The following is a 22,873-nucleotide window of genomic DNA, read 5'->3' as shown; positions in this document are numbered from 1 at the left end:
TCGATGAAAAAACTCAAAGTCATGACCGTGGTCGGTACCCGGCCCGAGATTATTCGCCTTTCGCGGGTGCTGGCGCGCCTCGACGAGCATTGCGATCATGTTCTGGTGCACACGGGCCAGAACTACGACTACGAACTGAACCAGATCTTCTTCGACGATCTGGGCATTCGCAAGCCGGATCATTTCCTCAACGCGGCGGGTGGCGGCGCGGCGGAAACCATCGGCAAGATCATCATCGCGATGGACGAAGTGCTGGCCACGGAGAAACCCGAGGCGCTGCTGGTGCTCGGCGACACGAATAGCTGCCTGTCGGTGATTCCGGCCAAGCGTCGCAAGATTCCGATCTTCCACATGGAGGCCGGCAACCGCTGCTTCGACATGCGCGTGCCCGAGGAAATCAATCGGCGCATTGTCGACCACACCGCGGACATCAACCTGACGTACAGCTCGATCGCGCGTGAGTACCTGTTGCGCGAAGGTTTGCCGCCCGACATGGTGATCAAGACCGGCAGCCCGATGGCCGAGGTGCTGGATTACTACAAGCCGCGCATCGACAGTTCCGACGTGCTGACGCGCCTTGCGCTCGACGACGGACAGTTCTTCGTGGTCAGCGCGCATCGCGAGGAAAACATCGACTCGGACGCCAACTTCGGCAAGCTGGTGCAGGTGCTGAACGCCGTCGCGGAAGGCTACGGCCTGCCGGTAATCGTTTCCACGCATCCGCGTACGCAAAAGCGGGTCGATGCAATGGGTGCGCAATTCCACGCCAATGTGCGCTTGCTCAAGCCGCTCGGCTTCACCGACTACAACAAGCTGCAACTCTCCGCGCGCGCCGTCTTGTCCGACAGCGGCACGATCAACGAAGAGTCGTCGATCATGAACTTCCCCGCGCTGAATCTGCGCGAGGCGCACGAGCGCCCGGAAGGCATGGAAGAGGCGGCGGTGATGATGGTCGGCCTGGAAGTCGAGCGTGTGCTGCAGGGCCTCGATATTCTCGCGACGCAAGCGCGAGGCGGCGAGCGCCTGCTGCGCCAGGTCGCCGATTACAGCATGCCGAACGTGTCGGACAAAGTGCTGCGCATCATCCATAGCTACACGGATTATGTGAACCGCGTGGTGTGGAAGAAGTATTGAGAGGACAAGGCATGCGGCTGCTTGTGGTGACCCAGTACTTCTGGCCCGAGAATTTCCGAATCAATGATCTGGTCGCCGAGTTGGTGCGGCGGGGTCATGACGTGACGGTGCTGACGGGGCTCCCGAACTATCCCGAAGGGGCGGTGTTTCCACAATTCAAGGACAACCCGGAAGCCTTCTCGCGCTACGAGGGCGCGGAGGTGATTCGAGTGCCGATGCTGCCCAGAGGGAACGGCGGGCTGCGTCTGATGCTGAATTATTTCTCGTTCGCCGCGAGTGCGTCGTTGCTCGGCATCTGGAAGCTGCGCGGCCGGCACTTCGATGCGGTGTTTGCCTACGAGCCTTCACCGATTACCGTCGGCTTGCCGGCAGCCGCGCTGCGCACGGTGAAGCGCGCGCCGATGGCGTTCTGGGTGCTGGATCTGTGGCCCGAAACGCTGCAGGCCATCGGCGTGGTCCGCTCGCCCGCGATACTGCGCGCGGTGGGGAAACTGGTCAGCTTCATCTACAAACGTTGTGACCTGATTCTTGCCCAGTCAAACAGCTTCATTCCGCAGATCCGCAAGTATGCGGGCGCGGATAGCCGCGTCGAGTATTTTCCGAGCTGGGCCGAATCGCTGTTCGATTCGGTGGCCGTCGCGCCGGCCGAAGAGGTGCCGCATGCGCCGGACAGTTTCAATGTGATGTTCGCCGGGAACATTGGCGACGCGCAGGACTTTCCCGCCATTCTGGGTGCGGCGGAGCGCTTGAAGGAGTATCGGCATATTCGCTGGCTGATCGTCGGCGACGGGCGGATGGCGAGCTGGGTGACCGAAGAGATCGAGCGCCGCGGGCTGCAGCACAACGTGTTGATGCTGGGCCGGCATCCGGTCGAGCGAATGCCGGCGTTTTTCAGGCACGCGCAGGCGCTTCTGGTGAGTCTGAAAGACGAGCCGATCTTCGCGATGACGATACCGGGCAAGCTGCAATCGTATCTGGTCGCCGGCGTTCCGATTATGGCCATGCTCAATGGCGAAGGCGCCGAGGTGGTCAGTCAGGGCGGCGCGGGCATAACCTGCGCGGCGGGCGACCAGGCGGCATTGGCCGACTGCGTGTTGGCGCTCTCGCGCATGACCGAAGAAGAGCGTGCGTTGATGGGACATAACGCCAAGGCGCTGAGCCTGCGCGAATTCGATCGGGATACGCTGATCGGCCGGCTGGAAAGCTGGCTCAAGACGATGTCTTACGGTACAAGCCGGCCAGTCGAATCGGGGAGGGCAAAATGATTCTCGTCACTGGCGCAACCGGATTCGTCGGCCGGGCCGTGGTGGCCGAACTGGCCCGCAAAGGCGTTGCGGTGCGCGCGTGCGTCCGTCGTCCGGATGCTGTCGTGCCCGAAGGCGCACAAAGCGTCCAGATCGCCGATCTGTCGGCCGAACTGAACTGGCGCGATGCGCTGGCGGGCGTTTCCGCTGTCGTTCACGCCGCCGCGCGGGTTCACGTCATGGACGATGCCGCTGCGGACCCGCTCGCTGAATTTCGACGGATTAACGTCGCCGGCACGTTAAACCTTGCTGAACAGGCAGCAGCCGCTGGCGTGATCCGCTTCGTTTTCATCAGTTCGATCAAGGTGAACGGCGAGGCAACGGTGCCTGGACGACCGTTCTCGGCGGGCGACACACCCGCGCCACTCGACGCATACGGCATCTCCAAGATGGAAGCGGAGCAGGGCTTGCGCGAGATCGCGCGTCGCACCGGCATGGAGGTCGCGATCATTCGGCCGCCATTGGTGTACGGCCCGGGGGTGAAGGCCAATTTTCAGGCCATGATGCGCTGGCTGAAGCGCGGCATCCCGTTGCCGCTAGGCGCGATTCACAATGCGCGTAGCCTGGTCGCGCTGGATAACCTCGTCGCGTTGATTGTCGCGTGTATCAGCCATCCGGCAGCGGCGAATCAAACGTTCCTCGTGTCCGACGGCGAAGATCTGTCGACGACCGAGTTGCTGCGGCGAATGGGGCGTGCCATGGGGCGGCCGGCCAGGCTGATTCCATTGCCGGCGGCGTTGCTTCGGTTGGGCGCGTCGGCGGTGGGCAAGCCGGCCATCGCACAGCGACTGTGCGGATCGCTGCAGGTGGATATTTCGAAAACAAAAGAATTGCTGGCCTGGCATCCTCCCTTGTCGGTCGACGAGGGATTGAGGCAAGCCGCGGGGGACTATCGAAGTGAAGCGTCTATTTGATCTGGTGGTGGCGATTTGCGCCAGCGTGTTGCTGCTGATTCCGATTGCGATCGTGGCATTGGCGGTGCGGCTGACGTCGGCGGGGCCGGTCCTGTACTGGTCGGACCGCGTTGGGCGGAATAACGACATCTTCAGGATGCCAAAATTCAGAAGCATGCGAGTGGGCACGCCCGCGGTCGCCACGCATCTGCTGGCGGACGCGAATGCGTATCTGACGCCGATCGGCAGCTTCCTGCGCAAAAGTAGCCTGGATGAATTGCCGCAGATCTGGAGCATTCTGAAAGGCGATATGAGTCTGGTGGGCCCGCGGCCCGCGCTCTTCAATCAGGCGGACCTGATCGAACTGCGCACTCGCGAAGGCATTCACACGCTCGCGCCGGGATTGACCGGCTGGGCGCAGGTGAACGGACGCGATGAGTTGCCGATTCCGCAGAAGGTGCGGCTGGATAAGGAATACATGGAGCGTCGTTCCTTGTGGTTCGATATCCGCATCTTGTGGATGACCTTCGCGAAGGTGATTCGACGAGACGGAATTACGCACTGAGGATCGCGGAAATGAAGAATCTATTGATTGTCGGCGCGGGCGGCCACGGCCGCTCCCTGGCGGAGGCCGTGCTACTCGGCGGCGTCTTCCGGCTGGCGGGATTTGCCGACGACGCGGCGCCGGATCTGGCGCGCGTCTGGGATTGGCCGGTGTTCGGCAAGACGGCCACGCTGGAGAACTACCGCGCGCATGCGGATGCCGCGATCGTCGCGATAGGCAACAACAGCCTGCGTGAAAAATTGCTGGACCGGCTGGCTGAGCTGGGGTTCGAGCTGCCGGTAATTGCCCACCCCGCGGCGGTAGTGTCGCTTCGGGCCGTGATCGGACCCGGCAGCGCAATAATGGCCGGCGCGATCATCGGCACGGAGGCGCAGTTGGGCCGTGGCGTTATCGTCAATTGCGGCGCTGCGGTCGATCACCACTGCAAGGTCGAGGACTTCGGTCACCTGGGCGTGCATGCCGCCATGGCCGGCGGATCGATTCTGGGGCGGGCGGCGTGGATGCAAGCCGGCTCGGCCCTGGGTTATGGCGTCAAGGTGCAAGACGGTGCCGTGCTGGCCCCGGGCACGGCCCTTCAAGCGAGTTGAGCAGTTTAATAATGTCATTTATCAAAACCGCCCGCACGCCGTTGCTAGCGTTGCCGCGCTCGTTCAAGGTCACGGTCGTCGTGGTGTTGGACCTGGTGCTTGCGCTTGTCTCGGTGTGGATCTCGTTCTACCTGCGCATCAATCAGGTCGGCTTGCCGCAACTGCAGCAGGGCTACGTGTACCTGCTCGCGCCGCTGCTAGCTTTTCCGCTGTTCGTGCGACTGGGTCTGTATCGCGCGATCTTCCGCTATACGGGGATGGCCGCGCTGGCGAGTACGGCCAAAGCCGTGGGACTCTACGGCGTGCTGTTCTTCTGTGTGCTGGTGGTGCTGAAGCTCGACGGTGTGCCGCGCACGCTGGGGATCATCCAGCCGATGCTGTTCCTGCTGCTGGTTGGCGCAAGCAGAGCGATGGCGCGCTTCTGGCTGGCAGGTTCGCCTTTCAGGGGCCGCCATGAAGAAGGCCGCCTGCTGATTTACGGCGCTGGCGCGGCCGGCGTGCAAACGGCGTCCGCGCTGGGTATCGCGCGGCAGTTCGTGCTGCTCGGGTTTATCGACGAAGATGCCGCAAAGGTTGGCCGCAGCATCAACGGGGTCGACATCATGGGCTTGAGCGATGTGCCCGAGGCGGTCGAGCGCATGGGCGTGACCGACATTCTGCTGGCCGTGCCGTCGCTGGGCCGGGCGCGCCGTAATGCGATCATCGACAAGTTGCGCGAGGTGCCCGTTCACGTGCGTACGCTGCCAGGCATGGCCGACCTCGCGTCGGGCCGCGTGACGGTCGGCGACTTCCAGGAACTGGACGTCGAGGATCTGCTCGGCCGCGCGCCGGTGCCACCGGACGCCGCGCTGCTGGCGCGTAACCTGTTGGGCAAGACGGTGCTGGTGACGGGCGCGGGCGGGAGCATCGGCGGTGAGCTTTGCCGCCAGATCATTCAGGAGAATCCGCGCCGTCTGGTGCTGGTCGAACATAACGAGTTCGGGCTCTACACGATCCACAGCGAACTGCTGCGGCTGTGCGCCGAACACGCGTTGCAGGTCGAGATCGTCCCCTTGCTGGCGAGCGTGTCCAACCTGAGACGCCTGCGCGAGATCTGCCGTGAGCATCGGCCGGCCACGGTTTATCATGCCGCCGCCTACAAACATGTGCCGCTCGTCGAGTGCAATCCGTCGGAAGGTATCCTGAATAACGTGTTCGGCACATTGAACATGGCACGCGCCGCGATGGAATGCGGCGTCGAGTATTTTGTGCTTGTCTCGACAGACAAGGCGGTGCGTCCGACCAACATCATGGGTGCGACCAAGCGCATGGCCGAGCTGGTATTGCAGGCGCTGTCTGCGAGCCGAAGCGTGTCGTTCGAGTTACTCGACGGTGAACCTGGCGAACTGGTGGAAAACCGCACGCTGTTCGCGATGGTCCGCTTCGGTAACGTGCTCGGCAGTAGCGGCAGCGTCGTGCCGCTATTCCGCCGGCAACTGCTGGAAGGCGGGCCGCTGACAGTCACGCATCAGGACGTCACCCGCTATTTCATGACGATTCCCGAGGCGGCTCAACTGGTGTTGCAGGCCGGCGCGATGGCGCACGGCGGCGAGGTCTTTGTGCTCGACATGGGCGAGTCGGTCAAGATCATGGATCTGGCTAAGCGCATGATCCAGTTGTCCGGTCTGTCGATTCGGGACGAACGCAACCCGGGCGGCGACATCGAAATTAATGTCACCGGCTTGCGCCCGGGCGAGAAGCTTTACGAGGAACTGCTGATCGGCGACAACCCCGAGCCCACCGCACATGAGCGCATCATGAAGGCGCGCGAGGACTTCGTGGGCTGGTCCGAACTCGCCGTTGTGCTGACCCGGATGCGTGTCGCGGCGGAACAGAATGACCGGTCGTGTATCAGCGAGATTCTTCAGCAACAGGTGCAAGGTTACGTGTCACAAGCGGCCGACGCGCCGGTTTAATTGCCGCACGACGGTACGCCAACAAAAAACAAGCGGGCAAAAAAAACCGGCCCGATGGGGCCGGATACTTCAACGCAATCCCGACTGACTCAACGCAATTTCGGGCTCACTGCCCACGCGACGCCAACCAGTAATCCAAGCACGATACCGATAGCGATCAGAAGCAGCATGCTCGGTGTGCTTGAGCGAAGCGGCGTATAGGGCGCCTCGACAATGCGCGTCGGGTAGGTTAGCAGCGGGCTGACGGCCTGCTGGAGCGCAATGGTCTGTTGCCTTAAATCGAGGACCTGCTGATTGAGCGTAGTGGCCATATTGGTCACCAGCACATTGCGCGGGTCACTGGCGCTCGCATTGCCCTGCGCCGTGGTCGACTGAAGCGACTGATAAGTCTGCCTGTATTCCTGCTCGGCCTGGGCAAGCTTGGCGGTCGAGGTGGCAAGCTGGCTTTTCAGGTCATCGATCGCGGGATCGAACATCTTTTGATGAGGCGCCGAGAACGTCTTGAAAGACGCCAGCAATGCTGCGGTGGCATCGTTTCGCGAATACGCCGAGACTTGCAGCATGATCAGATCAGGGCTTCGTGCGGGTGTGGCCACGAGCGTGTCGAAAATCACTTTGGATTGCCGGGAGCCGCTGTCGGGCACGGGCAAACCGAGATCGCCGAGCACATGCAGGCGCAGCGCGGGCAGGTTGTAGCGATCGGCGGCGGTCAATTGATTTTCGATCGGACGGCTGACCACGCCGCCACCCTGCGGCGACGAAATTTGCCCGATCTGGATCGTCATTCTTGCAATCCACTTGGGTTGCATGAAGTGCGAGAGCACAGCGCCAGCCAAGGCGCCGAGTATGCCGAGCACAATGATCAGCTTGAACGATCTGGAAACCTGGCGTACCAGGTCGGAGGACGCGCGGCGCGCTACGGCAGGTGTTTGATGCATATTGTGGAATCGTTAGGAGCCGTTGTTAATGGCATAGTGCAAATAATTGTATCGCGGTTATTAACTGCGATTGCGTACCGGCCCTTTTCTTTGGTAACAATTCATCTTGCCTGGTAACATTCCGCGTTGCTTGACCGGCACGCACCGCGCCGCGTTTTGCTGAGATCCGCGGTGCAAACTTCGCGCAGCGCTGAACGCACGCTCGTGCCGTACGCGCCTCGTCGAAGGTCACGAAATGTCTGCCCAATATGCCGTCAACCGGGCGTTCCTGCAACACCATTCGACCGGACGGCATGCCATGGCTGCCCTGCAGAAATTGCTCGCGGCGAATCACATCGATTCGCACAGCTACGCCGATATGTCGGCATCCTTTCCAAACAATTGCAGTGCTGCGTACTGCAGGAGAATGATGGTCTTGCCGTCGGTAATTTCGCCACGCGCTACCCTCTTCAAAGCGTCGTCGACGGTCAGTTCGACCACTTCGATGTCTTCTCCTTCCTCGACTACGCCGCCGCCGCTCGCGATCTTGTCATCCGGTGCATACGGCGCGACGAAAAAGTGCACTGCGTGCGTGACACAGCCGGGCACCATCAACGCGTTGAAGACTTTTTTCATCGACCCGATCCGGTAACCGGTCTCTTCTTCCACTTCCTGCTTCATGCGGGCCTCGGGATCGGCGCCGTCGAGAAAGCCGGCAGGCGTTTCCAGCAGATCGCCCGAGCCGCCGCGCAGATAGGCGGGCAAGCGGAACTGCCGCACGAGGATCACCGTGCGACGCGTGGCATCGTAGAGCAGCACGGTGGCCCCGTCGTCGACGTGGTAGATCTCGCGCGTCAGCGCCTGGGTCTCGCCGTTGGTGCGAACGTAGTCGAGACTGAACTTGTCGAGCCTGTTCCAGTTGTTGGACAGGTGCTCGACATGGGTGATGCGAATTCGCGGATTGCGAGGCACGGTTGCGCTCCGTATCAGAGGGTGGCATATACAGTGGCGCGCGCAGTGCGGCGGCGCGCGGGCCCATTGCCGGCAGGCGAGATTCAGCTTTTGCGCATGGGCAACAAGCGTACTATGTAATTCGCTCCGGAGCGGAAAAGCGATCGGCCGTGAGCGGTGTGAAAATTGCTGCTGCGCACTTTGGCGGCGGCCATAACATTGGCTTCCCGTAGAACGCCACGGCATAATCAATGCCTTGCGGAGGCTGGACCGTCCGGTTTTATAGATGTGCCTCATGCGTGCGCTGTCTTCCATGCGCAAGTTCACTGCACATCTGGCGGCCTTCATCGGCATTGTTTCTGAGCAACAGCAATAGGAGGTGTGGCCCCGATGTTTCGACATAAATCCTCATGGATATCGTTCATTGCCTTCATCTTCGATTTATGCGCAGTCATGGGAGCATGGCTCGGCGCGTACATGATTCGATTCAACGGTCCCGTCCCGACCGAGTTCTGGGGTGGTGCGCTGAGAGCACTGGTGTGGGTGATTCCTGTTTATGGCCTGATGTTCAGGCTATTCGGCCTGTATCGCGGGATCTGGGTGTTCGCCAGCCTGCCGGACCTGATACGCATCTCGAAGGCAGTGGGGTGGGGCGCGCTCACCGTGATGGTCGTGTCGGTGGTGGTGCAGCCGGTGCCGATCGTTCCGCGCTCGGTGCTGATCGCATCGCCGTTGCTTCTGTTCCTCGCGATGGGCGGTCCGCGTGCGCTCTATCGCGCCGCCAAAGAGTTCTATCTTTATGGCGGCCTCGTCGCTCAGGGCAAGCCGGTTATCGTGCTTGGCGCGGGCAGCGCGGGCGCGAGTCTGGCGCGCGAATTGTCGCGCTCCAGTGAGTGGCGGCTGGTCGGTCTGCTCGACGACGATACGGCCAAGCAAGGCCGCGAAATCTACGGCTATAAGGTGCTCGGTGCGATCAGCGATCTGTCGCGTTGGGCGGAAAAATTCGACGCGGCGCACGCGATCATCGCGATCCCTTCGGCCTCCGTCGAAAACCAGCGGCGCGTGGCGGCGCTGTGTCTGAATGCCGGCGTGCGCGCCATGGTGCTGCCCGCGCTCACCACGCTCACGCAAGGTCAGGCGTTCCTGTCGCGCGTTCGGCAGATCGATCTCGAAGATCTGCTCGGCCGCGCCGCCGTGACGATCGACACACCGCACGTCGAGGCACTGCTGCATGGCCGCGTGGTGATGGTGACCGGCGCGGGCGGTTCGATCGGCTCGGAGCTCTGCCGGCAGATATTGCGTTTCGCGCCCGCGCAACTGGTCGCCTACGATCTGTCCGAGTTCGCGATGTACCGGCTCACTGAAGAACTGCGCGACCGCTTTCCGGATTTGTCCGTGATTCCTATCGTTGGTGATGCGAAGGATTCGCTGCTGCTCGACCAGGTCGTGTCGCGCTACACGCCGCACATCGTATTCCATGCTGCTGCCTACAAGCATGTGCCGCTCATGGAAGAGCTGAACGCATGGCAGGCGGTGCGCAACAACGTGCTCGGCACCTATCGGGTGGCCCGCGCGGCGATACGCCACAACGTAAAGCATTTCGTGCTGGTCTCCACCGACAAAGCCGTCAATCCCACCAACGTGATGGGCGCGAGTAAGCGGCTCGCGGAAATGGCCTGTCAGGCGTTGCAGCAAACGAGCGAGAACACGCAGTTCGAGACCGTTCGTTTCGGCAACGTGTTGGGCAGCGCGGGCAGCGTGATTCCGAAGTTCGAAGAGCAGATCGGCAAAGGCGGTCCCATCACGGTGACGCACCCGGAAATCACACGCTTTTTCATGACGATTCCGGAAGCGTCGCAACTCGTGCTGCAGGCATCCAGCATGGGGCGTGGCGGCGAGATATTCATTCTGGACATGGGCGAGCCTGTGCGAATCACTGATCTCGCCCGCGATCTGATTCGTCTGCACGGTTTCACCGAAGAGCAGATTCGCATCGTGTTCACCGGTTTGCGGCCGGGCGAAAAGCTTTACGAGGAACTGCTTGCGGACGACGAGACCACCACGCGTACGCCGCATCCGAAGCTGCGCATCGCACGCGCGCGCGAAGTACCGGACCATCTGCTCGACGAGCTGCTGCCGTGGCTGATGCAGCGCCGCGTCCTATCCGACGAGGAAGTGCGCCGCGATTTGCGCCGCTGGGTGCCTGAGTATCAAACCACCATGGCGCCGGTGCTGCAGAGCTTACCGACGGTGCGTCCGTCCGTCGTTTCGGGCCCGACGCCGCGCCCGCAAAGCGGCGGTGTGTGATCCCGCAAAAGGAATCTGCCGCGGTCACATGCGTCGCGGCTGATTTCTGTTCGGCGGGAGTTCAGGTCGGAAAAGGAATTGCGCAGCAGGCCGGGCGCGTGTCCGGCTATCCGTCTGCGAAGACCAGCGTTATCGAGGCGGAACGCTTGCGGCGTTGCCGGCCTTGTCGGCATAGGTAGCCAGCGCTGCGAGCATTGCGATCATCGTCGCATAGAAGGCGACGGTCATTTTCAGGTCGAACGTTTCGACCGTCAGACCGAAAATCCAGAACGACACCACGAACGTCAGCCCCATCAGCGCGGCGCGATTAGCGGGGCCTGCCGGCGCACTAAGCCGCTTCCAGAAGAGTACGCCCGGCACGATGTAGATCGACAGCAGCGCAAGGCCGCCGAGAATGCCGTAATCCGTCAGATAAGCGAAGAACTGGTTATGCGTCTCGCCCTTGCCGTTTTGCGCGGCTAACGGAGTGAGCATGCCTGCGTTGGCAAACGACTGCATGCTGTCGCGAAAGCCATGCGCGCCCAATCCGAGAAGCGGATGGCTCTCGACGATCTTGAGCGCCGTCTCATACAACTGCAGACGGATGCCGAGCGACGTGTCGCGCTGTCCATGCTCGTAGCTGGTCAGATCCGTTGACAGGTCGATGACCCGGTCTCGCGCGGAAGACGAAAAAACAAACACGCCAGCCAGGATCGCGACGATCGCGAGCGGCAACAGTACTTTCCAGCGACGCGACTTGCCGCGGCCACGCACATACACAATCAGCACGGCCACCACCGGCAAGGCGACCCAACCGCCGCGCGAGCCGGTCAGCACCGACGCAGTGAGTCCGGCAATCAGCCCGGCAATCTTGAGAACCCGCACCGCGAGGCCGTCCTTACGCCACCAGTTCAGCGAAAGAATCGACAACGCGCCGAGTACCAATGCGATATCGCCATAGTGAATCGGATTCAGAAAACTGCTGCTAACCCGGCCGATGTTCGTGTTTTGCGGCGCGATGAGCAGAATCGCGAGCGATATCAGCGCGCCTAACGCGAACGACAGATCGCTCCACGCGAGCGTACGCGGCAGCAATTGTCGCAAGACCAGAAAGAGCGGCATCGCGGCGAGGAAGCGCGCCGGCGAATCGAGCGTATTGGGCACCACCTTCGCGTGCGCAATCTCACTGATCAGCACCGCCGCGAGCGGGCAGGCCATCGCGACGCACAGGCGTGCATCCACAGGGTCCCAGTGGAGCGGCGCGAGGCCGGTCCAGCGTTTAGGGCTCAGCAGCAGCGCAAGCGAGATAACCGAGGCTGCAATCGATATGGCGCTCCCGCCGCCATGCATGAGCAGGGTGAGCGCGGGATACGTAAGCAGAAAAAACGCTGGCAACAGGCTTCGGGGGCTGACGCTCAGGGAAGAAGGCGTAACGGGCGTCGACATATCTTTTTAACTTTAGACGGCCGTCACGACGTCGAAGTGCGCCGTGTTGGGCCGTATCTACTGGCCCATGATTGTACCTTCTTCCTATCTGGCTACACCGTTCCTTAGGACCACCTCAGAGCCCGCTGCAGGGATTCGGCCCCGGCTGACCACCCGCTTTCGTCGCGGCGCTCACGGCTCCTGCGGCCGCTATCGTGCCGACCACTTTCAAGGTCCTGGTCAGCGGATCCGTCGAGTCGTTGGGATTCGTAATCTGCCGGCCCGTGTAGGCCGTGCACTCGGGCTGCGCGCTCACCGCGGCGACCGGCCGTGCGCTCCAGACGACGTTGTCCGCTGCCGTATTGGCCAACGCCGGCAGGCTTGCCGCGAGCAAGCCGAGCGCGAAGAAATGGACTTTCGACTTCATAACGGACCCTTTCTATTTATTAAATTGGTCCGATGATATTCGCGGTCGTCGCGCCATGCAAACAAAGTGCTGACTTTATGCTTACCGATTAGCGCTTGGCTTTCCTCACCACCATCCACCGTGGCGACTTGAACCGCACGATACTCACGTAAAGCCAAACGTAAGTCGCCGCGAACACCACCACAAAGCAGAACAGATGCAGCGTATGCCGCCAGAACAGCGTGGCGGGCACGACGGCGATCAGACACAGCAGCCACAGATACGGCGAAGTCAGCGAGTTGCGCCGCGTCAATTCGCGCGCAGTGCGCGCACCCACCGCCCAGCGCATCAAGCGCTTATAAACCAGCATGTGCAGATGCACGCCGTCGGGAATGCCAGGCGACATTCCGCGAATGAATTTCTTGCGGTAGATCGAGAAGCAGGTCTCGAAGATCGGGTACATGAACAGCAGCACCGGATACCACGCGGAGACGTCGCGATTGCGCATCACCAGCATGATCGAGAGTTCGGCCAGCATGAAGCCGATAAAGTACGCGCCGCCATCGCCGAGAAAGATCAGCCCCGCCGGGAAATTCCAGATGAAGAAGCCGAGCACCGCGCCCATCATCATGAACGACGCGGATAGCACAACCGGATCGGACACCTGGAACGCCACATAGGCGAGCGACGCGAACATCATGAACGCGACCATCGAGGCCAGCCCGTTGAAGCCGTCGATGATATTGATCGCGTTGGCGAGCGCCGCGACCGCGAGCACCGTGACCGCGCAGGAGATCACCGCGTACGACAGCAGGAAGTCGAGCGGCGGCACGCTGATACGCGTGACGGCGATATCCAGCAGAAAGTAGGCGAGCGCGGCGGCGGCCATCGTGCAGACGAGGCGCGCCAGCGGCGATACGCGCTTGGTCAGATCCTCGATCATGCCCGAGCCGAACGCGGGCATGCCGCACGCGATCAGCCCGAGAATGCCGCCCGACACGGCCGGATACGCGTGATGCAACTGCACCGCGGACGCGATCAGACCGAGCAGAATCCCCACGCCGCCGATGCGCGGCACCGGATGCACGTGGAATTTCTGCACGCCGGCCAGATCGGTGTCGGTGGAGAATTTTTCATGCAGATGCGCATAGCGCACGATCAACAGCGTGATCAGCAGTGAAACGAGAAAGCCGAGCGCAAAACTAAGCATGAAAGTGGGCCTGAGCGAAGACGCCGAATTATACAAACGAAACGCGACGGCTCCGGAAAAGCGCGCTGGGCGCGCAAGCAGCGTCAAATCCCAGATAGTGACGCGAAAACGGCCGGCAAAGCCTTGCCAGTCATGGATTCCACCTATTTAACGAGGCCTCGGCGCGGTCGTTAACCTGGATGCGGCGAAGTGTAAGTCAAGCACGAATCCAGCACGAAAAACACGGCATAACACGGCACAACGCAGGCCGGCCTGCTTCGCCGCCGCTCGACAAGACGCTCCGGAGATCCAATGCTAAACAACATCACAATTCGTGGCGGCCTGACGCTGTTGATCAGCGTGTTCGTCGCCTTCCTGCTGACGGTGATCGCCGTCGGCTATGGCGCGCTCAAGCTCGCCAACGGCAGTCTCGACGACACCCAGCGTAGCGCCGTCGCGTTATCGCATCTGAAGGCCAGTTCCGAGAAGCTGTTGCAGGTGCAACTGGCGGTGGGTTCGTATCAGACGCTGTTCAGCGTCGGCAAGCAGACCGACGACCTGCTGCCGGCCGCGCACAAGGTGCTGGTCGAATCGAACAACGACTTCCGCAATTACATGGCCGGTCCGTTCGCCAGCGCCGAAGAACAGCGCCTCGCGCAGAGCGTCGAGCAGGCGCGCAGCGCGCTGGTCGAAAAGGCGATCGAGCCGGAGTTCAAGGCGCTCAACGACTTCGACTTCAATACCTTCCGCAACATTCAGGGCGAAACCGCGAACGGTTTCTACGCCGTCTATTCGAAGGCGATCGACGCGCTCGAGCATGCGCAGACCGAGAGTCAGCATCAGCAGGCGGCCACCGCCGCGCAGCGTTTTCAGCTCGCCACGCTGCTGTTCGGCGTGATCGGCGTGATCGCGATCGTGATCAGCGTGGTGGCGCGGGTCGCGTTGTCGGCGGCGCTCATCAAGCCGGTCAATGCGACCGTCAAACACTTCGAGCGGATCGCCGCTGGCGATCTGAGCGTGGCCATCAAGGTCAAATCGCGCAACGAGATGGGCCAGTTGCTGGGCGCGCTGACGAAGATGCGTGACGGTCTGGTGGAAACGGTGGGCAAGGTGCGCGGCAGCACTACAGCCATTACGCAGGGCGCCAACGAAATCGCGGCGGGCAACGCGGATCTGTCGGCACGTACCGAGCAGCAGGCGGCGGCGCTTCAGCAGACCGCGGCCAGCATGGAGCAACTGTCGGCCACGGTGAAGCAGAACGCCGACAACGCGAAGCAGGCGAACCGGCTCGCGCATGGCGCGCTGGACACGGTCACGCGGGGCGGCACGGTGGTGTCGCGCGTGACCGAAACAATGGATGGGATCAGCGCGTCGTCGCGCAAGGTGGCCGAGATCATCGGCATGATTGAAGGGATCGCGTTTCAGACCAACATCCTGGCGTTGAATGCGGCGGTGGAAGCGGCGCGGGCCGGCGAGCAGGGGCGCGGCTTCGCGGTGGTGGCCTCGGAAGTGCGCAGCCTCGCGCAGCGCTCCGGCGCGGCGGCGAAGGAGATCAAGGAGTTGATCGGCGAATCGGCGGCCAAGGTGGAGCAGGGCGCGTCGCTCGTGTCCGACGCGCAGAAGACGATCCACGAAGCAATGAGCGCGGTGCAGCGCGTGACCGGCGTGATGAGCGAGATCGAAGCGTCGGCGCTCGAACAGAGCGACGGCATCGAACAGGTCAACAAGGCGGTGTCGCAGATCGACGAGGTCACGCAGCACAATGCGGCGCTGGTCGAGGAAGCGGCGGCCGCGGCGAAATCGCTGGAGGAGCACGCGGTGGCGTTGCGTGACGCGGTCTCGGTGTTCCGGCTTGAGGGGATGGTCGCGTAGTTGGCCACTCAGGTCGCCGCTCAGGCGGCCATCGCAAGCTCGGGAGCGATCCCGCAAACGGCGACGGCGCGATCAGCAAGCTGAAGATCGCGCCGTCGCCGTTTTTCAAACCGACTCAAACCTCGAACAGACTCACGCAAAACCTTGCGGATTGGTCGACTGCCAGCGCCAGTGATCCGCGCACATCCGCTCGATGCCGAACTGCGCACGCCAGCCGATGATCCGCTCAGCGGCGGCCGGATCGGCGAAACACGAAGCGACGTCGCCCGGACGGCGCGCCGCGATCTCGTAGGGCACCGGTTTGCCGGACGCCTTTTCGAACGAACGCACGACATCCAGCACGCTGTAGCCCTGGCCCGTGCCGAGGTTCACCACGAAGCTCGCGTCGCGCTGAACCAGCGCGTCGAGCGCGGCCAGATGCCCGCGGGCCAGATCCACCACGTGGATGTAATCGCGCACGCCGGTGCCGTCGGGCGTGTCGTAGTCGCCGCCGAACACGCGCAGCTTCTCCAGTTTGCCGACCGCCACCTGCGCGACATACGGCATCAGATTGTTGGGCACGCCGGCCGGATCTTCACCGATCAAGCCGCTCTCATGCGCGCCGACCGGATTGAAGTAGCGCAGCGTGGCGATTCGCCATGACGGGTCCGCGATTTCCAGATCGCGCAGAATCTGCTCGGCGATCAGCTTGGACTGGCCATACGGGTTGGTGGCCGACAGCGGGAACGACTCGTCGATCGGCGAGCTCTTCGGCACGCCATACACCGTGGCCGACGAGCTGAACACGAACTGCTTCACGTTGCGATCGCGCATCACGCCAAGCAGGCTAAGCAAACTGCCGACGTTGTTGCCGTAGTACTCGATCGGCTTGGCGACCGATTCGCCCACCGCTTTCAATGCGGCGAAGTGGATCGCGCCGCTGATCGAATGCGCGTCGAAAATGCGGTTGAGCGCTGCTGTGTCGCAGGCGTCGGCTTCGTAGAAGGTCACGGCGCGGCCGGTGATCTTCTCCACGCGCCGCAGCGACTCGCGGTTGCTGTTCACGAGATTGTCGATTACCACGACGTCGAAACCGCCGTTCAGCAGTTCGACGCAGGTGTGCGAGCCGATAAAGCCTGCACCGCCGGTTACCAGAATCGTGCCCTTCGTGGTCATGCTGTTGCTCCGTTAAAGTAAAACGCCCGTCATTATCTGCACCAGGTCTTTATACGTTTCGACGACCACGCGTTCGTCGAATTCTTCCGCGACTTTCTGTCGGCCGCGTTCCGCCATGGCCCGGCGTTCGGTGTTGCCCATGTCGAGCATCGTTGCCAGGCTCGCTGCCAGGCTGTCTGCATTGCGCACTTCGCAGAGCAGGCCGTTGACGCCGTCTTTCACGACCTCGCGGCAGCCCGGCACGTCGGTCGTGACGATCGGCCGGCCCATCGCCGATGCTTCCATCAGCGTGCGCGGCACGCCTTCGCGATACGACGGCAAAACAATGCAATCCGCATCGGCGATAAAAGGCCGCACGTCGTGCGCCTCACCAAGATACTCGATGATGCCTTCCCGCTCCCATGCCGCCACTTCTTCGCGCGTAATCGCGCTTGGATTGTCGACGCCGACCGGACCGAGCAATTGGAACCGCGCTTGCGGATAACGTTCACGCAAACGCCGCGCGGCGTCGACATATTCGCCGACGCCTTTGTCCCACAGCAGCCGCCCGATCAGCACGAAACGGAAGTCCGCGCGCTCGGGCAACGGCGCGAACGCGAACTGTTCGAGATCGACGCCCTCGCCATGCAACAGCCGCGCGCGTTCAGGATGCACCAGCAAATTCTGCTCGACAAAGGTGGCGTGGTCGTCGCGATTCAGAAACCAGATTTCGCGCGGGAAACGGAACGCGAAACGATACAGTTTTTTGGCGACCTGAGCGGCGCGGCTTGCCTGAATGAAGACGTAACCGAGTCCGGTTGTGACCGCAACCGATTGCACGCCCGCCAGCTTCGCCGCAATCGAACCGTAGATGTTCGGCTTGATCGTGTAATGGAACACCACATGCGGGCGGATCGTGCGGTATTGCCGGTAGAGCGACCACAGCGTGCGCAGATCGTCGCGCGGACTGGTGCCCTTCGACGCCATCGGCAGTTCGATACAGCGGCAGCCCATCGCGGTGAGCAGTTCGAAGGTGCGGTCGCGCGGCGCGAGCACTGTCACGTCGACGCCGCGTCCCACCAGCATACGGATCAGCCCTTGCCGATAGGTATAGATTGCCCAGGCGGTATTACAGACGAGTGTAATGCGCAACGCGGGCGTCGACTTCAAGGCTGGCTTCATGCGGAACGGGCTCGGCGGTGAATGGGGAGAGGTGAATCAATGGCTCGCGCGCGGCGCGAGCAGCAGGCGTTTGATCCGTTGCAGCGCGCGGTACGGTGTTACCAGATGCAGCAGATTCTTGACGAGGCCAAGCCAGTCGTACGGATTGACCGGGTTGAAGTAGCGCCATTGCAATCGCAGCGTCGAGCTTACCTGGCGGCGCCGTTTGGTCGCGCTGATGCCGCCTTCGTTCAGCTCGTAGTAGAGCCCGAGCTCCGGCAGGTTCGCGCAGTCGTAGCGCTGCATCAGGCGCACGAACAGATCGAGGTCTTCGGCGGAGCGGTATTCGGCGCGGTAGTTGCCGACTTCGCGCACGGCGTCGATACGCAGCATCATCGACGGATGCGCGAGACATGAGCGGAAGAAGCGCATGCGCCGGATCGCTTTGGGCTCAGGCGGCGGCGTCAGCATGAAGAGCGGTTTGCCGGCCCGCGTGACGACTTGCGTCCACATGCCGAGGCCGGCCACACGCGGATGCAGTTCCATGAACACGCGTTGTTTCGCGAGCCGCTGCGGCACGCTGCGGTCGCCCGCGTCGATGCGGGCCGCGTAGCGAAAGCCGCGCTGCGCGAGCGTGTCGATGCCGGTTTGCAGCGCACGTTCGATGCCGCCGTTCTGCGGCATGCGCAGCACCTCGATCTTCATGTTGGCGATGACGGGCGCGACGATAGGCGGCGTGCTGCCGTCGTCGACGATCAGCACGTGGATCGGCGCGGTTTCGCTGAACGAGGCGAGCGTCAGATCGACGTCGGCCTGACCGTTGTACGCGGGCATCAGCACCGCGACGTCGTCGAGGGGAATCTGCGCGGCGGCGGATGAGTTCGTCATGGGCGCAATTTGAAACGGATGTAATAAAGATTAACCGACGCGGCGGCCAGATAGCCGGCCGCGAGGCCGACCAGCGCACCGTAGGCGCCCAGCCGCGGAATCGCCAGCAGATTCACCGCGAATGCGACGGCCAGCGCCAGCAACCACTTGGCGAGCAGGACGAAGCGCGCCTGATACTTGAGCACGATCAGATTGCCGATCGCTTCGATGCCGGCGGGCACCGACAGCCACACCGCCCAGCGGAAAATCTCGATGGCGCCTTCGAAGTCCGGCCCGAACACGCGGCGAATGATCAACCCCGCCAGCAGATCCAGCACGAGCGCGCCGCTCACCATCAGCGCGGCGGTCATGGCGGTGAGCCGCCACATGTTGCGGCGCAGTTGCGCGGCGTCCTGCACCCGGTAGACGAAGGCGGGCGCGATGGTCTGCGCGAGCATCAGCGCGAGCGTGATCCAGTTTTCGTTCAGTTGCTGGGCGGCGGAGTAGCGTCCGAGATCGGCGAACGAAATGGCGCGTTCGAGCATGAGCCGGTCCAGTTTCAGGAACAGGTACATACAGATCAGGCCGACCCAGAACACGGTCCCTGCGCTGGCGAAATGCCGGAACAGCGAACGGTCGATGCGCCAGCCGAGCGTGCCGCCATGCCGCCGGATGAAATAGATCAGCAGCACCGCGCCGATCGCCGCCGATTCGAGCGCCCACAGCCAGCCGAAGCGCGCGGGCGTGGCCGCGGCGCGCACCAGCAGATAGACGAGCCCGGCCTTGAGCACGGCGGTGCTCATGCTGGTGAGCAACTGCGGCTTGCTGTAGGTCATGCTTTGCAGCCACGCGTTGATCACGCCGACGAACGGCTCGCGAAACAGCATGGTCACGGCGAGGCCCGCGAGCATGGCGCCGACCAGCGGGTCGAAGACGTGCAACGCAATGCCGAGCCAGGTAAGCAGCAGCGCCACCGCCGACACGGAAAAGCGCAGCGCGAAGGCGCTGCCGAGCACGGTGCCCAGTTGTGCGGGCGGCCGCGCGACGATGGTGGGCACCAGGATTTCCGCGCCGCACACCCAGGTGATCGGTGACAGCACCAGCAGCAGCGTGTTCGCGTATTGCCACTTGCCGAACGTGTCCGGCCCGAAGTAACGCGCCAGCATGCCGCTGATCGCGATGGCCACGCCGATCTGCGTGAGCCGTTCGAGGCCTAGCCAGACGATATTCGTGAAGGCGCGCGTGACGTCCGGATTGGCGAAGCGTTTGAGCGTCAGCATGCGATGGCCGCGTGGCGGTTCGCTCGCTCGTACGGTGTGACTTGCATGATGGAAAACGCGGGCGCGACGCGCGCGCCGGTTATCTGCCGATCTCCCCACCGGGCTGGCCGTCGCGGCAACTTTACAAATGGAGAGCGTCTAAGCATTAGAATGGCGTAATAAGGCAGGACCGAAAAACGCGATTATAAGTTGGAACCGGATCGCTTCCGGCAAGGGCGCATCGCAATGTTTCATCGCTATGTTTTACCGATCGTTAGTCGGTGCGCCAGTCAAAATTTTCCATTGCACGCAAGTGAGCCAACATGATCTCCAAATCTATTTTCAAGGCGTATGACATTCGCGGTGTAATCGGCAAGACGCTCGACGCCGACGCCGCGCGTTCCATCGGCCGCGCATTCGGCAGCGAAGTGCGGGCGCAAGGCGGCGACGCCGTGGTGGTCGCACGCGACGGCCGCCTGTCGGGTCCCGAGCTGATCCAGGCGTTGTCGGACGGTTTGCGTGAAGCGGGCGTCGACGTGGTCAACGTCGGCATGGTGCCCACGCCGGTCGGTTACTTCGCGGCCAGCGTGCCGTTGCAACTGGCAGGCGGCGAGCGCCGCGTCGATTCGTGCATCGTCGTGACGGGCAGCCACAATCCGCCGGACTACAACGGCTTCAAGATGGTCTTGCGCGGCGCGGCCATTTACGGCGAACAGATCCTGGCGCTGCATCAGCGCATCGTCGACGACAACTTCTCGCAGGGCAGCGGCACCTACACCGAATACGACATCGCCGATGTCTATCTCGAGCGCATTGCCAGCGACATCAAGCTCACGCGTCCCATGAAGATCGTGGTCGACACCGGTAACGGCGTGGCCGGCGGTCTTGCGCCGAAGCTCTTCAAGAAGCTCGGCTGCGAACTGGTCGAACTGTTTACCGAGATCGACGGCAACTTCCCGAACCATCACCCGGACCCGGCGCACCCGGAAAATCTGCAGGACGTGATCCGCGCGCTGAAGGAAACGGACGCCGAAATCGGCTTCGCGTTCGACGGCGACGGCGACCGCCTCGGCGTGGTCACCAAAGACGGCCAGATCATCTACCCGGACCGTCAGTTGATGCTGTTCGCGGAAGAAGTGCTGTCGCGCAACAAGGGCGCGCAGATCATTTACGACGTGAAGTGCACGCGCAACCTGGCGAAGTGGGTCAAGGAAAAAGGCGGCGAGCCGCTGATGTGGAAGACCGGCCACTCGCTCGTCAAGGCGAAGCTGCGTGAAACCGGCGCGCCGCTGGCGGGTGAAATGAGCGGCCACGTGTTCTTCAAAGACCGCTGGTACGGTTTCGACGACGGCCTGTACACGGGCGCGCGCCTGCTCGAAATTCTCACGCGCGTGGCGGACCCGAGCGCGCTGCTGAATTCGTTGCCGAACTCGCATTCCACGCCGGAACTGCAACTCAAGCTCGAAGAAGGCGAAAACTTCGAACTGATCGCGCGTATGCAGCAGAACGCGAAGTTCACCGGCGCGGACGACGTCGTGACGATCGACGGTCTGCGCGTCGAGTATCCGGACGGCTTTGGTCTGGCGCGTTCGTCGAACACCACGCCGGTCGTGGTGATGCGTTTCGAAGCCGACAACGACGCGGCGCTTAAGCGCATCCAGGAAGACTTCCGCCGCGTGATTCTCGCGGAAAAGGCGGACGCGAAGCTGCCGTTCTAAACGTTGCAGCGGCGGGGCGGTGCGGGTCGCGTTTCGACCCGAATCGCCGCCGTCGTCGAACGCGGCGCGGGTTTGACTTACCGCGCCGCGTTTTTTCATGGAATTGATACGCGACGCGCTAGAATTGCCGTCCTCGTGAGACAACCGGGACACCCGTGTTTTCTCCGCCCTTTGGGGCTCTTTCAACGCATCTTCGGGCCGGATAGCCGGTTTTCCCACTCTTGAGCGTGCAAAAGATACTGATCGTGAGGGTGTCGTCGTTGGGCGACGTCGTTCACAACATGCCGGTGATCGCCGATATCCGGCGCCGCCATCCCGAGGCGCAGATCGACTGGCTCGTCGAAGAGAGCTTCGTCGGCCTCGTGCAGCTCGTGAGCGGCGTGCGGCGCTCGATTCCCGTGTCGCTGCGGCGTTGGCGCAAGCGTTTGCTGTCGGCAAAAAACTGGCGCGAGATCGGCGCGTTTCGCCGCGCGCTTGCCGCCGAGAACTACGATCTGGTGATCGACTGCCAGGGGCTGATCAAGACCGCGTGGGTCGCGAGCATGGCGCGCGGACCGCTGGTCGGCCTCGCGAACCGCACCGACGGCGCGGGTTTCGAATGGCCGGTGCGGTTCTTCTACGACAAGCGCGTGCCGATCGAGCCGCGCACCCATGTGGTCGAACGTACGCGGCAACTGGTGGCCGCGGCGTTGAACGACCCGGCGCCGCAACCTACCGACGAGATCGACTTCGGTATCGACACCCAGCGCGCCGCGCTGGCGTTGTCGCAGGCCGATCTGAACCTGCCGGTGCCGTACGTGGTGTTCGTGCATGCCACCTCGCGCGCCGACAAGCAATGGCCGGATACCGCGTGGATCGACCTCGGGCAGTCGCTGGTGCGGCGTGGCGCGTCGCTCGTGCTGCCGTGGGGCAGCGAAGAAGAGCGCGCCACCAGCGAGCGGCTGGCGAAGGAATTCGGCGCGGCGGCCATCGTGCCGCCGAAGCTGTCGTTGCCCGCGGTGGTTGGCCTGATCGAAGGCGCGGCCGCGACGGTGGGGGTTGACACAGGTCTAGTCCACATCGCGGCGGCGCTGAAGCGCCCAACGGTCGAGTTGTACAATTTCGCCACCGCGTGGCGCACCGGCGGCTACTGGTCGCCGAACGTCGTCAATCTCGGCACGGCCGGGCAGCCGCCTACGCTGCAACAGGTGAAGTCGGCGCTGGCCGGATTCGGCCTGCTGTAGCCCGTGCAGTGCGCTTCGCCTTAAGCT

At 62.7% G+C, this 22,873-nt stretch carries 19 protein-coding genes; 10 read left to right on the top strand and 9 right to left on the bottom strand.

All coding sequences use genetic code 11. The features are described 5' to 3' along the window. Positions 1-3 precede the first annotated feature (3 nt). From wecB to HWY05_RS24380, 6 genes are read left to right on the top strand one after another with little or no spacing between them, the layout of a single operon-like run. Entirely contained in the window at positions 4-1,134 is a 1,131-nt protein-coding gene (gene wecB / locus HWY05_RS24405; protein ID WP_176059896.1) for a UDP-N-acetylglucosamine 2-epimerase (non-hydrolyzing), read from the top strand. A gap of 11 nt (positions 1,135-1,145) precedes the next feature. Beyond that, a complete protein-coding gene (locus HWY05_RS24400; protein WP_176059895.1) occupies positions 1,146-2,399 on the top strand; it encodes a glycosyltransferase family 4 protein in 1,254 nt (417 codons plus the stop codon). Beyond that, positions 2,396-3,352 carry an SDR family oxidoreductase gene (locus HWY05_RS24395; protein WP_035552665.1) on the top strand — a complete coding sequence of 319 codons (957 nt, stop codon included), beginning with the start codon at positions 2,396-2,398 and terminating at the stop codon, positions 3,350-3,352. Before HWY05_RS24400 ends, HWY05_RS24395 begins: the two co-directional genes overlap by 4 nt. Next, positions 3,336-3,896, top strand: a complete 561-nt coding sequence (locus tag HWY05_RS24390) for a sugar transferase (protein ID WP_035552664.1) — start codon at positions 3,336-3,338, stop codon at positions 3,894-3,896. The genes HWY05_RS24395 and HWY05_RS24390 overlap by 17 nt, the downstream gene beginning before the upstream one ends. An 11-nt stretch (positions 3,897-3,907) precedes the next feature. Next, entirely contained in the window at positions 3,908-4,483 is a 576-nt protein-coding gene (locus tag HWY05_RS24385) for a NeuD/PglB/VioB family sugar acetyltransferase (RefSeq protein WP_035552663.1), read from the top strand. A gap of 11 nt (positions 4,484-4,494) precedes the next feature. Further along, positions 4,495-6,438, top strand: coding sequence for a nucleoside-diphosphate sugar epimerase/dehydratase (locus HWY05_RS24380; RefSeq protein ID WP_035552662.1), 1,944 nt, complete (start codon positions 4,495-4,497; stop codon positions 6,436-6,438). A gap of 89 nt (positions 6,439-6,527) precedes the next feature. On the opposite strand, the gene HWY05_RS24375 is transcribed toward HWY05_RS24380, so the two are convergent. Further along, positions 6,528-7,376, bottom strand: coding sequence for a Wzz/FepE/Etk N-terminal domain-containing protein (locus HWY05_RS24375; protein ID WP_176059894.1), 849 nt, complete (start codon positions 7,374-7,376; stop codon positions 6,528-6,530). A 348-nt stretch (positions 7,377-7,724) separates the two neighbouring features. After that, positions 7,725-8,621: an NUDIX domain-containing protein gene (locus HWY05_RS24370; protein WP_347880810.1), complete on the bottom strand. Its 897-nt coding sequence runs from the start codon at positions 8,619-8,621 to the stop codon at positions 7,725-7,727. Positions 8,622-8,696: 75 nt separating this feature from the next. On the opposite strand from HWY05_RS24370, the gene HWY05_RS24365 reads away from it, so the two are divergent. Then, complete coding sequence (locus tag HWY05_RS24365) at positions 8,697-10,613, top strand: nucleoside-diphosphate sugar epimerase/dehydratase (RefSeq protein WP_176059893.1); 1,917 nt, start codon at positions 8,697-8,699, stop codon at positions 10,611-10,613. A gap of 129 nt (positions 10,614-10,742) precedes the next feature. Here the strand turns inward: HWY05_RS24365 and HWY05_RS24360 are convergent, their stop codons facing one another. The 3 genes from HWY05_RS24360 to HWY05_RS24350 all read right to left on the bottom strand — a co-directional run bounded on the left by HWY05_RS24360 (position 10,743) and on the right by HWY05_RS24350 (position 13,633). Beyond that, positions 10,743-11,987 carry an O-antigen ligase gene (locus HWY05_RS24360; RefSeq protein ID WP_231584962.1) on the bottom strand — a complete coding sequence of 415 codons (1,245 nt, stop codon included), beginning with the start codon at positions 11,985-11,987 and terminating at the stop codon, positions 10,743-10,745. A 166-nt stretch (positions 11,988-12,153) separates the two neighbouring features. Further along, positions 12,154-12,444 carry a hypothetical protein gene (locus HWY05_RS24355; RefSeq protein WP_035552657.1) on the bottom strand — a complete coding sequence of 97 codons (291 nt, stop codon included), beginning with the start codon at positions 12,442-12,444 and terminating at the stop codon, positions 12,154-12,156. An 88-nt stretch (positions 12,445-12,532) separates the two neighbouring features. Next, the gene (locus tag HWY05_RS24350; RefSeq protein WP_176059892.1) at positions 12,533-13,633 is read right to left on the bottom strand and encodes a glycosyltransferase; all 1,101 of its coding nucleotides are present in this window, start codon (positions 13,631-13,633) and stop codon (positions 12,533-12,535) included. Positions 13,634-13,924: 291 nt separating this feature from the next. On the opposite strand from HWY05_RS24350, the gene HWY05_RS24345 reads away from it, so the two are divergent. Beyond that, on the top strand, positions 13,925-15,484 hold the full coding sequence (locus HWY05_RS24345) for a methyl-accepting chemotaxis protein (RefSeq protein ID WP_176059891.1): 1,560 nt from the start codon (positions 13,925-13,927) through the stop codon (positions 15,482-15,484). 132 nt (positions 15,485-15,616) lie between these two features. Here HWY05_RS24345 and galE read toward each other — a convergent pair whose 3' ends face one another. Genes galE through HWY05_RS24325 form a run of 4 tightly spaced genes read right to left on the bottom strand, consistent with a single transcriptional unit; the run spans position 15,617 to position 19,926 of the window. Next, positions 15,617-16,639 (bottom strand): UDP-glucose 4-epimerase GalE, encoded by a 1,023-nt coding sequence (gene galE, locus HWY05_RS24340; RefSeq protein ID WP_176059890.1) that lies wholly within the window; start codon positions 16,637-16,639, stop codon positions 15,617-15,619. Positions 16,640-16,651: 12 nt separating this feature from the next. Continuing rightward, positions 16,652-17,800, bottom strand: a complete 1,149-nt coding sequence (locus HWY05_RS24335; RefSeq protein WP_176059889.1) for a glycosyltransferase family 4 protein — start codon at positions 17,798-17,800, stop codon at positions 16,652-16,654. Positions 17,801-17,836: 36 nt separating this feature from the next. After that, entirely contained in the window at positions 17,837-18,667 is an 831-nt protein-coding gene (locus tag HWY05_RS24330) for a glycosyltransferase (RefSeq protein ID WP_176059888.1), read from the bottom strand. Further along, on the bottom strand, positions 18,664-19,926 hold the full coding sequence (locus HWY05_RS24325; RefSeq protein ID WP_035552646.1) for an oligosaccharide flippase family protein: 1,263 nt from the start codon (positions 19,924-19,926) through the stop codon (positions 18,664-18,666). The genes HWY05_RS24330 and HWY05_RS24325 overlap by 4 nt, the downstream gene beginning before the upstream one ends. Before the next feature lie 302 nt (positions 19,927-20,228). On the opposite strand from HWY05_RS24325, the gene HWY05_RS24320 reads away from it, so the two are divergent. Together HWY05_RS24320 and waaC are read left to right on the top strand one after the other, a co-directional pair. Continuing rightward, positions 20,229-21,623, top strand: a complete 1,395-nt coding sequence (locus HWY05_RS24320; protein ID WP_035552640.1) for a phosphomannomutase/phosphoglucomutase — start codon at positions 20,229-20,231, stop codon at positions 21,621-21,623. Between the two features lie 221 nt (positions 21,624-21,844). Then, a complete protein-coding gene (waaC, locus tag HWY05_RS24315; protein WP_176059887.1) occupies positions 21,845-22,846 on the top strand; it encodes a lipopolysaccharide heptosyltransferase I in 1,002 nt (333 codons plus the stop codon). The last annotated feature ends 27 nt before the right edge of the window (positions 22,847-22,873 follow it).

Origin of the sequence: Paraburkholderia sp. BCC1876 (genome assembly GCF_902833695.1) — a bacterium.
GTDB lineage: Bacteria > Pseudomonadota > Gammaproteobacteria > Burkholderiales > Burkholderiaceae > Paraburkholderia.
Note: the sequence above shows the minus strand (reverse complement) of the source record. Positions and strands in the feature narration are given on the sequence as shown.